At 44.4% G+C, this 18,595-nt stretch carries 18 protein-coding genes; 1 reads left to right on the forward strand and 17 read right to left on the reverse strand.

Annotation, left to right across the window (positions count from 1 at the left end; genetic code table 11):
* Nucleotides 1–30 precede the first annotated feature (30 nt).
* Genes paaD through paaA form a run of 4 tightly spaced genes read right to left on the reverse strand, consistent with a single transcriptional unit; the run spans nucleotide 31 to nucleotide 2,639 of the window.
* Entirely contained in the window at nucleotides 31–549 is a 519-nt protein-coding gene (paaD, locus tag BDE27_RS05940; protein ID WP_099131813.1) for a 1,2-phenylacetyl-CoA epoxidase subunit PaaD, read from the reverse strand.
* A gap of 39 nt (nucleotides 550–588) precedes the next feature.
* Nucleotides 589–1,359, reverse strand: coding sequence for a 1,2-phenylacetyl-CoA epoxidase subunit PaaC (gene paaC, locus BDE27_RS05945; RefSeq protein WP_099131812.1), 771 nt, complete (start codon nucleotides 1,357–1,359; stop codon nucleotides 589–591).
* An 11-nt stretch (nucleotides 1,360–1,370) separates the two neighbouring features.
* On the reverse strand, nucleotides 1,371–1,658 hold the full coding sequence (paaB, locus tag BDE27_RS05950; RefSeq protein WP_099131811.1) for a 1,2-phenylacetyl-CoA epoxidase subunit PaaB: 288 nt from the start codon (nucleotides 1,656–1,658) through the stop codon (nucleotides 1,371–1,373).
* A 39-nt stretch (nucleotides 1,659–1,697) separates the two neighbouring features.
* A complete protein-coding gene (gene paaA / locus BDE27_RS05955) occupies nucleotides 1,698–2,639 on the reverse strand; it encodes a 1,2-phenylacetyl-CoA epoxidase subunit PaaA (RefSeq protein WP_099131810.1) in 942 nt (313 codons plus the stop codon).
* Nucleotides 2,640–2,967: 328 nt separating this feature from the next.
* Between paaA and paaZ the strand changes: the two genes are divergently transcribed.
* Nucleotides 2,968–5,034, forward strand: coding sequence for a phenylacetic acid degradation bifunctional protein PaaZ (gene paaZ, locus BDE27_RS05960; protein WP_099131916.1), 2,067 nt, complete (start codon nucleotides 2,968–2,970; stop codon nucleotides 5,032–5,034).
* 327 nt (nucleotides 5,035–5,361) lie between these two features.
* On the opposite strand, the gene soxR is transcribed toward paaZ, so the two are convergent.
* From soxR to glpG, 13 genes are all read right to left on the reverse strand, one after another.
* Nucleotides 5,362–5,823: a redox-sensitive transcriptional activator SoxR gene (gene soxR, locus BDE27_RS05965; protein ID WP_099131809.1), complete on the reverse strand. Its 462-nt coding sequence runs from the start codon at nucleotides 5,821–5,823 to the stop codon at nucleotides 5,362–5,364.
* A gap of 148 nt (nucleotides 5,824–5,971) precedes the next feature.
* Nucleotides 5,972–6,940, reverse strand: a complete 969-nt coding sequence (locus BDE27_RS05970) for a methyltransferase (RefSeq protein ID WP_099131808.1) — start codon at nucleotides 6,938–6,940, stop codon at nucleotides 5,972–5,974.
* A 324-nt stretch (nucleotides 6,941–7,264) separates the two neighbouring features.
* A complete protein-coding gene (locus tag BDE27_RS05975) occupies nucleotides 7,265–8,350 on the reverse strand; it encodes an aminotransferase class V-fold PLP-dependent enzyme (protein WP_099131807.1) in 1,086 nt (361 codons plus the stop codon).
* 4 nt (nucleotides 8,351–8,354) lie between these two features.
* A complete protein-coding gene (locus tag BDE27_RS05980; protein ID WP_099131806.1) occupies nucleotides 8,355–9,704 on the reverse strand; it encodes a YhfT family protein in 1,350 nt (449 codons plus the stop codon).
* A 10-nt stretch (nucleotides 9,705–9,714) separates the two neighbouring features.
* Nucleotides 9,715–10,077, reverse strand: coding sequence for a DUF2620 domain-containing protein (locus tag BDE27_RS05985; RefSeq protein WP_099131805.1), 363 nt, complete (start codon nucleotides 10,075–10,077; stop codon nucleotides 9,715–9,717).
* Between the two features lie 102 nt (nucleotides 10,078–10,179).
* Complete coding sequence (locus tag BDE27_RS05990; RefSeq protein ID WP_099131804.1) at nucleotides 10,180–11,088, reverse strand: phosphotriesterase-related protein; 909 nt, start codon at nucleotides 11,086–11,088, stop codon at nucleotides 10,180–10,182.
* 89 nt (nucleotides 11,089–11,177) lie between these two features.
* On the reverse strand, nucleotides 11,178–12,368 hold the full coding sequence (locus BDE27_RS05995; protein WP_120211322.1) for a YhfX family PLP-dependent enzyme: 1,191 nt from the start codon (nucleotides 12,366–12,368) through the stop codon (nucleotides 11,178–11,180).
* A 101-nt stretch (nucleotides 12,369–12,469) separates the two neighbouring features.
* Complete coding sequence (locus tag BDE27_RS06000; protein WP_099131802.1) at nucleotides 12,470–12,832, reverse strand: PRD domain-containing protein; 363 nt, start codon at nucleotides 12,830–12,832, stop codon at nucleotides 12,470–12,472.
* A gap of 44 nt (nucleotides 12,833–12,876) precedes the next feature.
* Nucleotides 12,877–13,785 carry a GntR family transcriptional regulator YhfZ gene (gene yhfZ, locus BDE27_RS06005; RefSeq protein ID WP_099131801.1) on the reverse strand — a complete coding sequence of 303 codons (909 nt, stop codon included), beginning with the start codon at nucleotides 13,783–13,785 and terminating at the stop codon, nucleotides 12,877–12,879.
* 550 nt (nucleotides 13,786–14,335) lie between these two features.
* Complete coding sequence (locus BDE27_RS06010) at nucleotides 14,336–14,902, reverse strand: GNAT family N-acetyltransferase (RefSeq protein ID WP_099131800.1); 567 nt, start codon at nucleotides 14,900–14,902, stop codon at nucleotides 14,336–14,338.
* A gap of 239 nt (nucleotides 14,903–15,141) precedes the next feature.
* Entirely contained in the window at nucleotides 15,142–16,635 is a 1,494-nt protein-coding gene (glpD, locus tag BDE27_RS06015) for a glycerol-3-phosphate dehydrogenase (RefSeq protein WP_099131799.1), read from the reverse strand.
* 257 nt (nucleotides 16,636–16,892) lie between these two features.
* Nucleotides 16,893–17,651, reverse strand: a complete 759-nt coding sequence (locus BDE27_RS06020) for a DeoR/GlpR family transcriptional regulator (protein ID WP_099131798.1) — start codon at nucleotides 17,649–17,651, stop codon at nucleotides 16,893–16,895.
* 86 nt (nucleotides 17,652–17,737) lie between these two features.
* The gene (gene glpG, locus BDE27_RS06025; RefSeq protein WP_208638558.1) at nucleotides 17,738–18,595 is read right to left on the reverse strand and encodes a rhomboid family intramembrane serine protease GlpG; all 858 of its coding nucleotides are present in this window, start codon (nucleotides 18,593–18,595) and stop codon (nucleotides 17,738–17,740) included.

The raw sequence follows: 18,595 nt of genomic DNA on the forward strand, positions 1-18,595 counted from the left end.
TTCTACTTTCCTCTTTAAATGTGCACCTCGTTAAATGCATTTGAAATAATCAAACGGTTCCCAACAATCTCGACAGCGATAGAGGGCTTTGCAGGCAGTAGAACCGAATTCGCTGATTTTTTCTGTTTCATGGCTGTCGCAGTACGGGCAGATGATGGGGTTCATGTTTGCCGTTCTTTCGCAAGCTAATCCCTGGGGAGGGGCAATACCGGATTCTCGCAAGCGTTGTTTGGCATCTGCATTTATCCAATCGGTGGTCCACGCTGGGTTCAGGCTTACTTCAATATGCACCGGAGAAAAGCCTGCTTGTGCCAGAATTTCCTGAATAGTTTCAAGCAGGTATTCCGTCGCAGGACAGCCTGAATAGGTTGGGGTAAATGTCACCCGCCAGCCGTTTTGCAAGGACGTGACAGCTCGTATCATGCCGAGATCAGTAATGGAGAGAGCAGGAAGTTCTGGATCGGCAATTTGGTGCAGGCATTGCCAGATTTGATGCACTTCCGGCGGCTGTATCTCTGAATAAAAGTGAGTATTGCATAGCTGTTCCATGATTTTCCCCCATTACTCCCCGTTTTCTGACCGTTTTTGTCACCAGTTGCAGTTGGGGTAGGTGCGTTGCAGGTATTGCATCTCTGCCAACATGTATCCCAAGTGTTCCGTATGTAGTCCTTGTTTTCCACCTCGCCGATAAGGTGCTTCTTGTGGCATTTCTAGCGTAGCTTCGGTGAATGTTTCGTTGATGATTTGCCGCCATGGTTCATGCAGGGTGCGGGGATCAACGGCAATGCCTTCTTCTGCCAATTGCTGCTCTATTTCGTCGCAATGGAATAGTTCGCCGGTAAAGCGCCACAGTTGATTAACGGACTGTTGGATTTTTTCGTGACTCAGTTCTGTTCCATCCCCCAATCTGATCATCCAGCCTCGGCTAAATCGCAGGTGATATTCCACTTCCTTCAACGACTTGGCACTAATGGCGGCCAACTGGGGATTTCGACTTTGTCCCAGAGCCTGATGCAACAAGACGTGATAGGCATCGATAAAAAATTGGCGTACCAAGGTGTCGTTAAAGCCGCCATTGGGTTGTTCCACCAGCAGCAGATTGCAGAATTCGCGTTCATTACGCCAAAACGCCAGATGATCTTCATCCTGTCCTGAAAGAGTAGCTGCATAACTGAGGAAATGGCGTGCTTGTCCCAATAGGTCGAGTCCGATATTGGACAGGGCGAGGTCAATTTCCAGTTCTGGCGCATATCCACACCATTCGCACAGGCGTTGTGCCAGAATCAGCGGGGTATCACTCTGACGAAGTACATATTTGAACAGGGCATGGTTGGGTGATGAAATACTGTGTATATTCATATTCTCACCCCTTACATATTCTTGATGCCATCAGGGAGGGTGTAGAAAGTCGGATGACGGTAGATCTTGTCCTCCGATGGCTCGAAGAAAGCGCCACGCTCTTCCGGTTGTGAAGCCACCAGATAGATGGATTTCACTACCCAGATGGAGCAACCTTCATTGCGCCGAGTGTAGGCATCGCGCGCGTTTTCCAGTGCCATTTGATCATCTGCCGCGTGGAGGCTGCCGACGTGACGGTGCGCTAATCCCTGTTTACTGCGGACAAAGACTTCATACAGTGGCCAATCGGTATCGTTCATTGACTCCTCCTTCCGATGCTGTTCAGGTCACGCAAAGTATTAAGCCGCGCGATTTTTGGCAGCTATTTTTCTGGCATGAATAGAAGCCGCTTCGCGTACCCAGCTCCCGTTTTCCCAAGCCCGACGTTTGGCTTCCAGACGTTCGTGATTGCATATCCCCTGTCCTTTCAGTACTTGATAGAATTCATCCCAATTAATTTCACCAAAACGGTAATGCCCTGTTGTTTCATCCCAAGCCAGCTCAGGATCGGGAGCTGTCATACCCAGGGCTTCCAACTGGGGCACGGTGTTGTCGATGAATTTTTGCCGTAGTTCATCATTGCTGAATCGTTTGATTTTCCATGCCATGCTCTGGGCGCTGTTGGGGGAATCACTGTCATTGGGACCAAACATCATCAATGTCGGCCACCAGAAGCGGTTAATGGCATCTTGTAACATGGCACGCTGGGTTTCGCTGCCATTCGCCAGCACCGTTACCGCTTCATAACCCTGGCGCTGGTGGAAACTTTCTTCCTTGCAGATTTTCACCATCGCGCGGGCGTAGGGACCATAAGAGGCTCGGCACAAGGCAACCTGATTGACGATTGCCGCACCATCCACCAGCCAGCCAATCACGCCAACATCTGCCCAACTGAGGGTGGGATAGTTAAAAATCGAGGAATATTTCATCTTGCCATCCAACAATTTTTGGTAGATGTCCTGACGGGAACAACCCAGTGTTTCAGCGGCGCTGTAGAGATATAGCCCATGCCCTGCTTCATCTTGTACTTTCGCCAGCAATATGGCTTTGCGACGCAGTGTCGGGGCACGGGTGATCCAATTGGCTTCCGGTAACATGCCGACGACTTCCGAATGTGCGTGTTGACCGATCTGGCGTATCAGGGTTTGGCGATAGGCTTCGGGCATCCAATCTTTAGCCTCAATAGAGAGATCTGCTGCTATTTTTGCCTCAAAGCTCGCCTGAAGTGGATCAGTTGTCATATGCGACTCCATTATGATTCTTATTTTCTGATATAAAACATAAAAATGAATCACTTTTTATAACCACAAATCTACAAACTGATAACAAAAATAGCAAACACAAAAATTGTGTATTTGTCGTTCACATCACAATATGAATTTTAATTACTTATAAAACAATTGATTAATTATTTTTATTTAGCGGCGGGATAAATATTAACAAGTGATCAGGTACAAATGTTTGTATTTTGTTAATTATATGGGTGGTTTTGTCAATCATATATGTGATACATAAATGGCATTCCATTACTTAATGATTGTTTCATTGGTTAAATCGGTGGAGAAAAAAATGCAACAGTTAACGAGTTACATTTGTGGTGCTTGGGTTTATGGGCAAGGTGATCCCAGAACCATTCATCATGCAATAAGCGGCGAAGCTTTGTATCAGGTATCTTCAGAAGGTTTGCCATTGGCAGAAAGTTTAGTCTACGCCCGTGAAAAAGGGGGAAAGGCGCTGGCTGCGATGACGTTCCAGCAACGTGCGCAGATGATGAAGGCAGTTGCAAAACACTTGCTCGCCAACAAAGAAGCACTGTATGCCATTTCCACAGAAACAGGCGCAACCCGTGCGGATAGTTGGGTGGATATTGAGGGGGGCATAGCAACCCTGTTCTCGTATGCCGGATTAGCAGGGCGCGAACTGCCGGATGATACCCTGTGGCCGGAAGATGAGATGATCCCGCTATCTAAACAATCCCAGTTTGTGGCACGCCATGTGCTGACTTCCCGTCCTGGTGTTGCACTGCATATCAATGCGTTTAACTTTCCTTGTTGGGGGATGCTGGAAAAATTGGCACCAACATGGATGGCAGGCATGCCAGCGATTATCAAGCCTGCCACGGCATCCGCTCAACTGACACAGGCGATGGTGAGAATGATCATCGACAGTGGTCTGGTGCCGGAAGGGGCATTGCAATTGATCTGTGGTGGCATTGGTGATCTGTTTGATCATCTCGATTATCAGGATGCCGTGACGTTTACCGGCTCGGCACAAACGGGGCGGAAGTTGCGTGTCCATCCTCGACTGATAGAAAAATCCATTCCTTTTACGATGGAAGCAGATTCGCTTAACTGCTGCATTTTAGGCGAGGATGTGACACCTGACATGCCGGAGTTTGGCGTTTTCATCAAGGAAGTTGCTCGTGAAATGACGGTGAAGGCCGGTCAGAAGTGTACGGCTATCCGGCGCGTTATTGTACCTGCCAGCCAAATGGAAGCAGTCAAACAAGCGCTGCTCAAGCGGCTATCTGGTGTGGCAGTTGGTGATCCTACTGTGCCAGAAGTGCGCATGGGGGCGTTGATTAACCTGGAACAGCGTGATGAGGTGCAGGCGAGAGTCAACGAATTGCGCAATAGCGGCTGTGAGATTTTATACGGTGGTTCACTGGATAAATTGGTGCTGACAGGTGATAGCAACAGTAATGGTGCATTCTACCCGCCGACGTTGCTCTACTGCGCTGATCCAATGACCAATCAGGTGGTACACAGCACGGAAGCTTTTGGGCCGGTTGCCACATTAATGGCGTATCAGGATACTGAGCAGGCGATTGCATTGGCGATGATGGGACAGGGTAGTTTGGCGGGGTCATTGGTGACGGCAGATGAACAGATTGCAGTCCAGGTGATCAGAGCGACAGCGTGTGCTCATGGCCGTATGTTAGTGCTGGATGCCGCGGCTTCTGCGGAGTCCACGGGACACGGCTCCCCGCTGCCCATGTTGGTACATGGTGGGCCAGGGCGTGCTGGTGGTGGAGAAGAGTTGGGGGGCTTGCGTGCCGTGAAACACTATATGCAGCGCACAGCGATTCAAAGCAGCCCAAGTATGCTGGCAGCAATTGGCCGTGAGTGGGTGCGTGGCGCGAAAGTGAAAGAAGAGCCGATTCATCCATTCCGTAAGTACTTTGAACAAATTGAAATTGGTGAAAGTTTACTGACTGCTCGCCGGACGGTGACGGAAGCGGATATCGTGAATTTCGCCTGCCTGAGTGGCGATCATTTTTACGCTCATATGGATAAAATCGGCGCGGCTGAATCCTTGTTTGGCGAGCGCGTGGCACATGGTTATTTTGTTGTATCGGCTGCTGCGGGTTTGTTCGTTGATGGTGCGGTAGGGCCGGTGCTGGCTAACTATGGTATGGAAAACCTGCGTTTCATTGAGCCGGTCAAGATTGGCGATACTATTCAAGTTCGTTTGACCTGCAAGAAGAAGATTAAGAAAGTCCAGAAGGCGCCAGAAGATAAACCACATGGTGTGGTGATGTGGGATGTGCAGGTGTTGAATCAGGAACAACAGCCGGTGGCACTTTATAGCATCCTGACGTTGGTAGAACGGCAGCAAGGGGATTTTGCGGCTTAGGATAAGCGTTGTTAAGTCAAGGGAACAGAAGAGCCTGAGGGTATTTGTCAAAGGCAAGGGCAGCGGTAATCCTCAGGCTGTTTATTAAAGTTTAAATTCAGGCTGGATTTTATCGGTAGCATATGTGAGTTGTAACGTTCGGAATAATTTTTCCAATGTTGCTATTAAATACATGCTAAATATAAAAATGGTATATCTGTCTACTTATTTCTTTCTGACCAATATGAAGACCAGCGGGCAGCATCCAATCTCGTTTTAGATTGCGATAAGCAGAGCCAGCCGCCAAAATGAGGGGAGACTTCCTCAAGATGCGAGTGAACAGCGTGTTTAATCCTCTTCTAAAATTCTTGGGCCGGCCCCATCTTGTCCAAGAACATCATTCGGATTACGTAAAGGACATTCTGTTAATGAAAGGCATCCACATCCAATACAACGACCTAAATTATCTCGCAATCGGATGAGTTTTTTGATGCGCTGATCCAGAATATCCTGCAATTGTAAAGAAAACGTTAACCACTGTTCGGCTGTCAATTTACTATCAGGTGGAAACTGATCTAGTGCTTTTTTTATCTCTTTCAGAGAGATACCCGTGTTTTGTGCAACTTTGATGATCGCAATATAGCGTAATACAATCGAAGGAAAACGGCGTTGGTTACCTTGATTGCGTGAACTTTTGATTAACCCTTTCGATTCATAAAAGTGGAGGGCAGATATAGCAACTCCGCTACGTTTTGATACCTCTCCGATAGTTAATGCCCGATTAAAATCAATGGATTTATCTTTCTCCATATCTATAAACCTTAATTTAGCTTTAGGTTTTATACTGCACTGCTTTTTTTATAATTTGAAAAAAGACAGTGCCTTTTCTCTGAAAATTATATGAGCCTTAGCAGGGGCCATAATCTCAGCGCCCCTCAGCGGTCACTTTAGTATAAATTCACTTTTTCATTTCGATAATATAGTAACAGCCATTTTCTGTGGAAAAATTCAAGCTGTAGATATTTGTAATAGATAATCCAGCCTGTTTTGCCATAAATTCAAATTCTGATTGATACCGTTTCCGGCCTAACAGAAGAATATCTATATATAAATCAAATGACACTGCCTCATTTGGTTCTTTAATCATATCGATAACATATAAAACGGAATCTTCCCGCATTGCTTTCTGGCAATTTCTGAGAATATCAATGGCTTTATTATCTGGCCAATCATCCAAAACATTTTTTATGCTATAAGCATCATATCCTGATGGAATAGCAGAGAAGAAATTACCATTAATGAAAGTCATCCCTTCTGATTCTTGCTTGGTAAAATCATATTGATCCATAACGTGACATTGGATATGTGGATAATGCATTTTTATATTTTTTGCAAAAGAACCCACCCCGCCCCCGATATCAATAAATGAAGAAATGCCATTGAGAGGGATATGTTCAATAATATGTTTATTCATCTTATCAGTCATTTTTGCCAATAAATTATCAAAAATCGTTTTGATGGTTTTATTCTGTTCATGATTGAGATAATCAAAAAATGGCTCATGATGGGTAAGTTCAAAAGCAGATTTTTTATTCGTTTTGCTTAAGGAGGCACTGTATTGTGACCACGCTTTCCAGAAGGCAGGATCTAATTCGAACTTTATATATAATGTTTCAAAGCTATTTGGATCACTGAGTGATGCCCATTGTTCAGTGAGGTAAAATTTATCATCTTTTTTGGTTAACACATTGAGTTTTTGCATGTAATTCAATAGATTATGGAATCTATCTTGATAAACATTGCATAGCTGAGCAATTTGTTCCACGGTTTTGCCATCTTGGGTACTTAAGTATAATGGTGCTTTACTGTCTACAAAAGCATATAGTGCATTCGATTTACGATAGGCAGTAACCATTTCCAATGACATTATTATTCTCCTTATTCAAATTTTTAAATAATTTGAAATACATTGGGTGTTTTTATTTTAAATTTTATGATTGTTTTTCATTTAAAAATGGAAAGGATGCAAATGATTCACCAAAGTAACAAAAGCATCCTGATTATTTTTTTCCCTGGTTAATGGGCACACTATAAAACCTCAAGATAACTTGAGGTCAAGTAATATTTATCTAACTACATCTAATATTTTTTGAATGGAATTCTCTGGATAAAAATGGTGTGTCTGTATACTTGTTGTTTATCCATTAGCATTGTTTTTAACTATGCTATTTACCATTTGGGCTGTGCCCTTTTATTTCAATTGGCAGCTTTCCCGTAAAATGCGTATTACGGTATTTGCGCCGCTACGGTTAGGATTGATGCGGATCATGCGTTGTTCCAGTGTGGGATCTGTCTGACGGAAGGTGTCGGAAATGCGGTAAAATAGTGGTGGGATTTCAAATTTGGATTCTGCACCTACCGGATAAGGTAGTGCACCGAGTATATGGGCTGTGGCGAGTACTCTTTCTGCAATGGGATCATGAAATTCTACGAGTAACACTTTTGATTGTGCGTTGGCGAGAAGGGCTTGTTTTACTTGTGGCAACTCTCCCTGATTCAAACGAGTCACCAGTTCGTTATTCACTTCGGCCTGTACGGCGTGCATAACGGGTGCGAATACCATGCCACGAAGGGCTTCCATTGCCTGATAACCTTGTATCTGGCAGCCACCGGAGTACATGCTGTGGCGTAGATTATCAATGATTGCCTGCTTTCCTACAATTAACCCAACGCCTTGTGGTCCCAATAATTTGAAGCAAGAGAACGTGGAAAGGGTTGCGCCATATTGACAACCGATATGTGCCACTTTCATCGCCGCGTAGTTATCATCGACTAATGAAGGAATGTCATATTGATTCAGGGTGCTGATAACCTCTTGCAGGGAATAACTGTCAAACATTTTCTGGCGTGTATGTTGAATAAGGCTGGCTGCGGGTTGGTATTGCTGAATGGCGGCTACAATTTGCCCTGTGTGGTTGAAATCTGCCTGAACGACACGAAGTCCCATTTGTTCAATTGATGCCTTGGTTGTGGGATAAATCGGTGCATTATGTACAAGTAATGTTGAATTGGGGCTGACCAAAGCGGCCAGCCCCGCACGTAATGCGCCCGTTCCTGCTCCATTGACAAAAGCGGCGGTTTCAGCACCAAAAAACGCTGCAATCACCGCTTCAATGCGTCGGGTCATCCGTGGTTGGTGAAGATCTGGGACCAAGCCCAGATCACCTTGCGAAAGAAAATCAGCACCAGGAAAGTGACGACAGATAATATCAACCAACTTGAATTGTTGCTGTTGCGCTTGTGCCATCGTCATGCTTTGCAATGGATAGGTTTTCATTTTCTTATTTTATTCCCAGCAGAAAGAGCAAGTTTGCCAGAATGCCCACAATGATTGTTGCTATTGGGCCGATAGCCATTTCCACTAAAGGACGTTTGGATGTACGGTTAAGCAGATAGATACCCGCTACGATCATAAAGCCCATGCCCGGCAGAATAGCGTTGGAGGCAATCATCGCACCAACCAGCAAGGCCACTTCGAGCATTTTGGTGATCGCGGTACGAATATGTCCGCTGCATGCTTTCACCCCAGGGTATTTATCCAACCAGATAGCGATTTTTGCCAGTAGCTGGATTTCAATGAACATGGTGATGCCGCCTGCGACAAAGGCAATCCACGGATTGTTGGTTGCCAGTCCTGCCACAAACACAAATTTCATGCCATTTGGGCTATAAACGCCTGTGGCTATAGCCGTCGTGCCCACTAATGGGATAAAGCTGATGGCACGTGCCAGTGCTACCAGCAATGCATTGGTCTGTTCACCTTGAGCCATGAGTTGCAGGGAAACAGGCCCTTCCGCCAGCAGGCTAAAAGACATGGTGGCGGCACTGGCGGTGAGGCCGCCGCACAGGATTAGCAGCCATTTATTTTTCTGGATACGTTCTATACGGGTGGAAAATAGGCCGACTAAGACTTCGTTGGCGCCTTTTTGCTCTGCTGACTGCGTTGGGCGTTCACGCATTGCAAAGTAGAACATGGCAATCATCGACAGCAATAGTGCAGCTCCGTTAGGGTCAATGCTGACGGGTTTTTCGATCATCCCTCCAAAGCTCAATGGGCCAATGGCCTTGGTTGCCAGATAGCCGACCAGTGCGGTGAACATGACCAAAAGCCCTTTGCGATAGCCATATTGATAGCCGACGACCATCGCAGGAAACAAGGCAAAACAGGCCACAATCGGATCGCCCACTTTCTTGAGGTCATTGGTGAAATTGACAGGCAACATGGCAAACAGTTCCACCACCGAACGCAGCCCAGCCAGCAACGCGATAGCATATAAGGCACCAATGATGCCAGAGGCGATAAAGCCTCTCCGGCTGTTGGCACACCAAATCCCGATCATGTCTGTACCGAGTAACAGGCTGTGAACCAAGACAATTGGGGCGGTGAGTGAAAAGGGAATGCCAAAACCGACAACCAAACCAATGCTCAGTGCGAAACTGGTTGCGGCAAGCGCTTTGCGGCTCATGCGACCTTCAAGGTATTCCGGCAAAAGTGGGCGCAAGCCATCGTGGAAAACAGCGATACCACGGTTTGCCATCATAGCGGCAATGGCGCCAATGGCTGCCAATAACCCTGCCTTAAAAGGATCGACTTCCATCAATCTCAGCAGGAAATTATGGAAATGTTGCATGATTGCCTCCTTACAGTGAGATGATGGTACTGATGATCACAGGCAGGACGATATCAATATCCTGGCCTGTAAAACCAAATGCCTTCTTGCCTGCTTTCACATGGGCGATGATCTCGTCATTAGACAAGATTTTTCCCGGCATTCCGATGGTGGCACATTGATTTAGTCCAATAAGAGCAATTGCCATTGCCAGCGCACCTCCACCACCCGTATTGCATGCGCCAAAATAGTAATCCGCTTCGCCATTTTTAATTGCCATCGCCGCGTCAATATCATTCATGATGGTAATAGCAGTGGCTTTATTGCCTGCCAATTGACGAATACCTTCGGCTATTGCCTGTTTCTCTATTTGTCCACCAATGACAAATCTCATGCTGTTATCTCTCTCTTTGTATCTTCATATCGGATTGCTTTTTGAAAAAGCGATGTTTTTAGAATTAGCTTATTTTAACTTTCTGTTTTATATGTTTATTTTTTATTTAATCTTGCCTTGGAAAAATTGTGCAGGATTATCACGCAGCATTTGGTCTATCTGTTTTTGGCAAAAACCAGCTTCCAGTAACATGGGAACGAATACGGTTAGCAAGTAATCGAAGCCATTTCCTCCATTGTTTTTCAAATGAGATCGACGCGTGATATCTTGGGAAAGCATGACCCGATCAAGTAGCCGACGCTTGGCAACTTCTTGCAACATGGTAATGCGTCGACTGTCGGGATAGTAATTATTCTTGCCGATTGTATCGAATTGTACCCATGCTCCGGCCTCTAGCAGCGGAATAATGGTGTCCAGATTATCTCTCAGATCACAATGACCGATAGCCACATATTCAGGGGAAACGCCAAACTCCTTTAGCAGCGCCAACTGCTCACGTCCCATTGTGCTTAATGTGGTGTGGGTGGAAATGGGACAGCCTGTAGCCTGGTGTGCCAATGCCGCAGCGGTGAACACCTTTTGCTCATCTTTCGTGATTTGATCGAGACTAGAACCAATTTCTGCAATTACCCCTGCTTTTAATGCGGTGCCATCAATGCCAATTTCAATTTCAGCGATCATGTCATCGGCGATAGCCTGTACACTTAACTCTCTGAAATGAGCAGGGAAGAATGGTTGTTTATAGTAGCCCGTCGAGGCAATGATATTGATACGGGTATCACGCATCAGATCCAGCAGAAAAGCTGCGTTGCGACCCATGTAACGATTGGTCATCTCCACGATGTTTCTTACCCCAAGGATGTAGAGGTGACGAAGTTCTCCTACGATCAGATCGTATTGATCCAATCGACAATCCAGGTTTCCTTTCACATCAGAGAGATCGATATGCAAGTGCTCATGTACATAGGTATAGCCTGAAACATCAATCAAGTTATTTGCCTTTATTGCCAAACGGCCGGATCATGCGGTAATTCCGTTATAGCGGAAATAATATTATTTAATGATGGAATGATCTTATTTGTAATACCCTTATTGGGGGATTAGTTAGAATAACCACTATTTTTCCAATTTCCTTGACTGTCATAAATACCTTCAAGTTTTGGAGAGCCAGATTGAATACCTGAAATAAGGGCAACATCGCTGCGCGTTGTGAAAATCTGAGGGCGAAAACACATGATCACTGGGCTACCAATAGGGTGAATGCCTGCCAATGGAAGATGGTAGTCAATGCAAGGTTCACCCAGACGCAGTATGCGTACTTTTTTAGCCGGGATGATACCAGAAGGGATGGTGCGTTCAGGAAGAACCAATGCATGTTTCATATGCCCGCGTTTATAATATCCGCCACCATAGCAGTAACTATGACCATCATAGTGATGGGAAACTTCTGTGAGATAGACCATCGCAATATGTTCCGGCTCTCGGCCGCAGACATTGGCGGGGATGGTTCCGGTCAAAGCATGTCCTGGTTCCAGGTGGGTGGCACCATATTTGGCCAGTAATGGTATGGTGTTACAGCTTGAGGCCGCCGGAGCATTGATTTGTGAAAGTTTGATGCCGAGTTGTTCCAGTCGGTTCCGCGCCCGAATGAGGGTGAGCAAATTGGTGGTGGGTAAGGTTATTTGATACCGTGAATCCCATGACAGGCAAGGAAAATGCGTCAGCCCACTCAATTTTATGCCTGGCATGCGCTTTAAGGCATCGACGACGGTGTCTAGGTCATTAAAGGTGATACCTGCTTCTTGGCCGGAAAAGGTGATATCTCGTTTATCAAATATTTTCAGCATGATGGGCTGAATTCGCCCCAATTTTTCCGCAATATCCGAAATGGTTTGGGCTTTTTCAAGGGAAAACACGGTAATGATACCTGGACTGTGTTTGAGCATGGTCTCTATTAAATGGGTTGGTGTCTGCACCAAATGACCGATGTGGCACAGTGGAATACCATGCTGGCTTAGGCTATAGGCTTCCCTGAAATCAACAGCCACGACACCACGATAACCGAGTTCAAGCAATTTTTGGGTCAGCCATGGGTTACGTCCAATTTGTTTGGTCATCAAATAGAGCTCAATGTCATATTGCTCTGCAGCTTGCAGCAAGCGTCGGCCATTGTCTAAAACCTGATCGACATCAATGATGTAGGTATCTGGCAAGATTGCACCTTGTTGCCAAAGGTCTTTTGCAACTTCAATCAATTTGGGGTTCTGTTTTTTTAATGCCTCAATAAACATAGGGATCCCTTCATGGCTGCAAAGCAGCAAAGCTGTGTGAAATCAAAATTTTTTGCAGGTAAACCTTCATTTTTTTGAATATTTTTTATGAGAATCAAAAACTAACCTCTTTCGAGTGAAAATATTAAACCATATAAATTTACCAACAGATAGCCTTCCTCATTGGGATGTAAGGCTACGGTAAATTTTTTGATTAGAGAGTGATGCATTGTGAGTAATTGATCGTAGTATTCAGATTGCTCGAGTTTTGCCAATATTTCTTTATCCAATGGGGCTACTCTTTCACCACGGCGTGAGCGCATGAAAGCACTTGCCATATGGGTAAGCGCCATTTCGCCTTGTGGATGACGGATAGGGATGAGCCAGATATCTTCCAGAACATGCACAACTTCCAGCATGTTATCGTAGATATCTTGATCGATAACGCCACCTTGTAGCAGGATAGTTAGCCGTTGTTCTATCATTGCTTTTTGTTATACGTAGGTGTTAATCAACAGTCTATTTTGGTTCAATAAACGGGTTCGATGGTGCCTGCTACTACGTTTTGTTGATGGGTCAGCAATAGATCCCGATCAATCATAGTATGCAGGAGTTGCTGGATAGGGATATTATCCTTGCGGGTAAGGATAACGGCTTCAGAAGCCTTGATAAAACACTCACTGTTGTCAGGGAGTTGGGTCATCAGGCCTTGTGCTATGAGTTCATGGCCCTGTCCAACGTTCCAGATGGCCGCATCAATATGGCCTTTTATGATTTGATTTAGGCATTCATGATAGGAGACCTCGACCAATTCAATCTTTTTGTCAGCAAAGTATTGTTTTGTCATTATTTTTTGGTCTGCTGAGGTGCTATCTAACCCAACGCGACGAATTGATTCCATTTCGCCATTGCGAAAGATTAACCTATGCCTGTCCGTATAACTTTGTGTCCCTAGTGAAAGCGCAATATATAGATCTTTATTTTCTGGGTGCTGCTCTGCGGCAAGTCTTGATGTTACCGCTAAGTCGTAAACACCATTCAGTAAACATTCAATGCGGATATCTGAGCCACGCATGTGTGCAAAGTAAAAGGGAACACTTGCACACAATGCTTTTAAACCACTTGCCAGCCCTTCATAAGCACGGGTATACGGGAGCGGCATCGCACAAACCACATTGCCAATATCGGCATACTGCAACAGTAATTTGTGGTTTATCTGTACAAGAAAGCTACCACTGCGACCACGACGCTTAATTCCAACCACCTGTGCCTGTTCAAGAGATTTTAATGCTGCTTGCATCAAACCCACGGACAATCCACATTCTTTAGCCAATGATTCTATGGTTTTCAGGCGGTTACCGCATTGTTCAGAGAGGAGGTAACGAGCCAGAAATGACTGTGCGATCCCCTCTTTCTTAATGAATGTTTGACTCATCATTACAAGTTCTTATCCATTCTCATTTATATTCATAAAATTGAACATAAATCGCAATAAGCGAATTAAAGAAAAGAGATTAATATCACAATTACAAAAAAAATGAAAATTTAAAAAATAATAAAGTTTAATATTATCAGTATTTTGAATATATATTTTAATTTTGCATTGAAGATATAAAAATTGCCATCATGGGAGAATATAGGGCAGGTGAGGGTATTATCTATGCCCGCTCACTGTATTTTTCTGTATAGATGGTGATTTTTGCTATACTATTTATCACGCTACAGAATAATTAGGCTATATTCTGCACGTTATCCTTGCGTGAATCAATAAAATATATTATGGAATGTATCTTATTTAAGATCATTAAAATTTAGCTGATTCTGTTGTTATAACCAATAATAAATTAGGTTTATATTTTAAGTTGTTTATTTATATATACCTAATAAATTTATAATTGCTGGAGCAATCAGATTGTTTTTAGAAAGATGAAAAATATATAAATTAAAAAATTGCTGGAGTTACAGAGTCTGCGGTCTAGATTTTTGATTTACGAATTGGATAGCTTCTTAGTCATTATATGCATAATACTTTGCTGTTTTGCGCTGGAAAAAATAATATCTTTTTGCTGTTTTAACCCCTTTCTGACATAAAATTTGATGGCAGAAGTGTTCTGTTCCAATACTTCTAACCAAAGCCACTTTTGCCTTTGTTCATGACCAAATTTCACCACATGATCAAATAAGTGATCGCCATATTTTTGTCTGGTTAGTTTTGGCATCAGGTAGAGCTTATGTAAATAAATGCCAGTAAAATCTTTATCAGGAACAGGTTGGTTTAAAATTATTTTACTGAATCCAACAATGTTGGCATAGCTTGTATTTTGGGGAGTAATTATATTTGAGCCAATAGCATGCTGGGATTCAGCAATAAACCATTTATGGTCGGGAGATTGTAATGAAGTCAATATTTTCTCTATGGAACATTCTCCCGCAATATATTCTTCCAGTTCATCTTGGTCATGCCATAAATAAGAAAAGTGAAAACGATAGCTTGTTTCCAGTAGCCAGGATAGTCGTGTAGCGTCTTTTATCGTTGCATCCCGAATCGTTAACATGGATATCTCCCAATTTGATTTCTAACATACTATCACGGCGACAAAAATATGTGCGTTAAATAACCAGTTGAATTAAATAAAAAATAAGGAAATTGCGATGGAAAATAGGGATGGTTGATTTCGAAAGTTTATGGTCGTTTGCGGATGTTGATGAGCGAGAAAAAACTTATATGATAGAAATAAATCAAAATGAAAAATGGCGATAATTTCTATCGCCATTTTCAAAATCAATCTTGCAATTAAGCGGCTTTGGCGTTTTGTGCCAGCCAGTCAGCTACACGCTGTTTTTGTTCATCAGTGAGCCACATACCCAGTTTGGTTCGGCGCCAGATAGCATCATCTAGCTCGATTACCCATTCGTGTTTAACCAAATAACGCAGTTCAGCTTCATACAAATTATGACCGAAACATTCACCGAGATCGGCCAGCGCTTCTGCGCCTTGCAGGATGAATTGGCTGTTGCTGCCGTAAGTACGAGCATAACGCAGTGCTATGCCTTCTGGCAGCCAGTTATAACGCTGACGCAACAGACGTGCATAACCATCGCGATCACAGCCTTCCAGCTCACTACCCGGTAACTTGCCATTTTTGGTCCATGCCTTGCCCGCGTTAGGGTAGTATTGCACCAGTTTATCCATAGCGTGTTCAGCCAGTTTACGATAAGTTGTTAGCTTACCGCCAAATACGGAGAGTAATGGCATCTGGCCTTGCTCATCCTGAACATCCAGCGTGTAATCACGGGTGATCGCTTGTGGTGAATCGGATTCATCATCACACAGAGGACGAACGCCAGAGTAAGTCCAGACAACATCATCGCGACCAAGTTGTTTCTTAAAGTGGTCGTTATAGACTTTTAGTAAATAGCCGATCTCTTTATCGTCAATTTTGACTTCTTTAGGATCGCATTTGTATTCAACATCCGTCGTGCCGATAATCGAAAATTCATCATTCCATGGAATAACGAACACGATGCGATGGTCTTCATTTTGCAGAATATAAGCCTGCGGTTCATCGTGAACGCGAGGCACAACGATATGACTGCCTTTGATCAGACGGATGCCATAAGGCGATTTCAGTTGCAGACCGTTATCAAAGAAATTTTTCACCCACGGGCCGGTTGCGTTAACCAAACCTTTCGCGCGCCACGTATTGGTTTCGCCAGTTTTGAGGTTTGTGGCTTCAACCATCCAATAGCCATTTTCTCGCCATGCACGGGTTACCTGGGTGCGGGTACGTACTTCACCGCCGTGTTTCTGCACTTCCTGTGCGTTCAGAACCACCAGACGCGCATCGTCAACCCAACAGTCGGAATATTCAAAGCCACGGGTGATAGATGGTTTCAGTACCGAGTTTGTGCCAAATTTCAGCCCATTACTGCCTGGTAAGCTAACGCGTTTGCCTAAGTTATCATACAAGAACAGGCCAATGCGGATCATCCACGCTGGGCGTAAGTGTGGTTGATGTGGCAGGCGAAAACGCATCGGGAATGCAATATGGGGAGCCAGTTTTAAAAGCACTTCACGTTCTGCCAGTGCTTCACTGACCAAACGAAACTCATAATGTTCCAGATAGCGTAAACCACCGTGGATCAGCTTGGAGCTGGCAGACGAAGTTGCACTGGCCAAATCTTGACCTTCCAACAGTAGGACAGAAAGTCCCCGGCCAGCAGCATCTGCCGCAATACCAGCGCCGTTAATTCCGCCGCCGATTACAATCAAGTCTTTGGTTTCCATCGCATCCCCTTTGAAATGTTCGAAACAGTTCTTTAATGTTCGTTTTCGCTCAAGAATTGTAATCAAAAATTCATCAGTCGCCAACCATTAACTCAGAAAAATCATATTCACGTGATAGAAGTAACAAAACCTTATTATATACATAAGATTAATAAGGATTTTTGGGGATACAAATTTGAGGGGGAAATATTAGTGGGAACTAACCCCACCAGAATATCAGGTGGGGATATTATTGCAGCATTCTACCTAAAAAGTGGTTAGCACAACTCCAGCTTAACGTTATGTTGTTCGATAATTTTCTGGACGCCGGAAGGAGGTGCTTTATCAGTGAACAAAAAATCAATCAGGTTCATGTTACCAAGATTCACCATGGCATTGCGGCCGAATTTTGAATGATCGGCAACCAGCATGACACAGCGGGAGTTTTCGATAATGGCACGTTTGGTACGAACTTCGTGGTAATCGAATTCCAGCAGTGAACCATCACTATCAATGCCGCTGATCCCAAGAATGCCGAAATCAAGACGGAACTGGGAAATAAAGTCTAGCGTTGCTTCACCAATGATGCCGCCATCGCGGGAGCGTACTTCACCACCCGCTAAAATCAGGCGGAAATCTTCTTTACCCATAAACAGAGTTGCGACGTTGAGATTGTTGGTGACAATCCGTAAATCGCGATGGTTGAGCAGGGCATGTGCTACAGCCTCTGGTGTTGTTCCAATATCGATGAACAGGGTTGCGCCGTTTGGAATTTGGGTGGCAACTTGTTGTGCAATGCGGGCTTTTTCATCCGACCACATGATCTTGCGGTCATGGTAGGCTGTGTTGACGGAACTGGATGGCAAAGCGGCTCCGCCGTGATGACGCTGGATTTTATTTTTATCTGCGAGATCATTTAAATCACGTCGAATAGTTTGCGGGCTAACATCAAAATGTGCAACCAGCTCTTCAGTGCTGACATAACCTTGAAGGCGCACCAGCTCGATTATTGCATCATGTCGCTGAGTTTGCTTCACAAAATTCCCCTAATATATGCATAGATGGATTATAGTTGGCCAAAATTATCGCCTTTCTATTTCAAGCCGATGCTGAAATTTGAAACCTATTGGGGCTTATTTGGCATTTTTTGGTTTTTTTGTTTACGCAAATTATCCCATAACCCCATTAATAACCCGATGATTAATCCTGCAACATGGGCGGCATTGGCGATGTTTAATGAAAATAGATCGAAATAGCCTACCAACAACCAAATGACAGCGATGGCAATTAACCCTCTGGGAGCACTGATCCCACGTTTTGGGGAGATTTCACCTGTTAGCCAAACATACCCGATCAGTGCGTAGACGACACCGGATAACCCCCCGAAATCAGATCCGCTGAATAATGATTGTGCCCAACTACTGAAAATTGCTGACACTATCGTGATTTCAAACAGTTTGCAGCCCCCAATCTTTCGCTCTACCTGGCTGCCGAAATACCACCATAAGGCAAGGTTAAAGAGCAGGTGTGTCAGAGAGAAATGCAATAGAGCCGGGCTTATCCAGCGCCATAACTCCAGATATTGATCACTGTTGGTTGGCCATGCTAACCAGTTCATAACATCCGGTATGCCTGCCATTGCCATCCAGAAGTAAACGAGGATGCAGAACAGGGTTATGGCAATAGTCAGTGGGCCTGACTGGCTTTTGAGCGTACTCAAATTCAGATTGTTATGATACTTGAAGACGCTGACAGATTTACCTGTTTGCCAACTGGCAGCTTGATAGCGTTCATTGAGTGGATCGTGAGCAAAGTGGCGAAGTTCCTCTTCAACCCGACTGAGTTGGCTATCATCCTCTAACCAGAGTTCAACTAATGGTGGCTCATTGGTGGGCCGCATGGTCAAATGAATGCCCTGCGTCGCCATATAATCAATAAAGGCCTGAGCCAGCCGAGGATTAGATATTGAGGTTATATGGAT

It is taken from the genome of Xenorhabdus ehlersii, assembly GCF_003610465.1.
In the GTDB taxonomy this organism is placed as follows: domain Bacteria; phylum Pseudomonadota; class Gammaproteobacteria; order Enterobacterales; family Enterobacteriaceae; genus Xenorhabdus; species Xenorhabdus ehlersii.

Excerpts from the sequence above, each read along its gene's own strand:
- paaD (WP_099131813.1), bottom strand. The coding sequence starts at position 549 with ATGGAACAGCTATGCAATACTCACTTTTATTCAGAGATACAGCCGCCG.
- paaC (WP_099131812.1), bottom strand. The coding sequence starts at position 1,359 with ATGAATATACACAGTATTTCATCACCCAACCATGCCCTGTTCAAATAT.
- paaB (WP_099131811.1), bottom strand. The coding sequence starts at position 1,658 with ATGAACGATACCGATTGGCCACTGTATGAAGTCTTTGTCCGCAGTAAA.
- paaA (WP_099131810.1), bottom strand. The coding sequence starts at position 2,639 with ATGACAACTGATCCACTTCAGGCGAGCTTTGAGGCAAAAATAGCAGCA.
- paaZ (WP_099131916.1), top strand. The coding sequence starts at position 2,968 with ATGCAACAGTTAACGAGTTACATTTGTGGTGCTTGGGTTTATGGGCAA.
- soxR (WP_099131809.1), bottom strand. The coding sequence starts at position 5,823 with ATGGAGAAAGATAAATCCATTGATTTTAATCGGGCATTAACTATCGGA.
- BDE27_RS05970 (WP_099131808.1), bottom strand. The coding sequence starts at position 6,940 with ATGTCATTGGAAATGGTTACTGCCTATCGTAAATCGAATGCACTATAT.
- BDE27_RS05975 (WP_099131807.1), bottom strand. The coding sequence starts at position 8,350 with ATGAAAACCTATCCATTGCAAAGCATGACGATGGCACAAGCGCAACAG.
- BDE27_RS05980 (WP_099131806.1), bottom strand. The coding sequence starts at position 9,704 with ATGCAACATTTCCATAATTTCCTGCTGAGATTGATGGAAGTCGATCCT.
- BDE27_RS05985 (WP_099131805.1), bottom strand. The coding sequence starts at position 10,077 with ATGAGATTTGTCATTGGTGGACAAATAGAGAAACAGGCAATAGCCGAA.
- BDE27_RS05995 (WP_120211322.1), bottom strand. The coding sequence starts at position 12,368 with ATGTTTATTGAGGCATTAAAAAAACAGAACCCCAAATTGATTGAAGTT.
- BDE27_RS06000 (WP_099131802.1), bottom strand. The coding sequence starts at position 12,832 with ATGATAGAACAACGGCTAACTATCCTGCTACAAGGTGGCGTTATCGAT.
- yhfZ (WP_099131801.1), bottom strand. The coding sequence starts at position 13,785 with ATGATGAGTCAAACATTCATTAAGAAAGAGGGGATCGCACAGTCATTT.
- BDE27_RS06010 (WP_099131800.1), bottom strand. The coding sequence starts at position 14,902 with ATGTTAACGATTCGGGATGCAACGATAAAAGACGCTACACGACTATCC.
- glpD (WP_099131799.1), bottom strand. The coding sequence starts at position 16,635 with ATGGAAACCAAAGACTTGATTGTAATCGGCGGCGGAATTAACGGCGCT.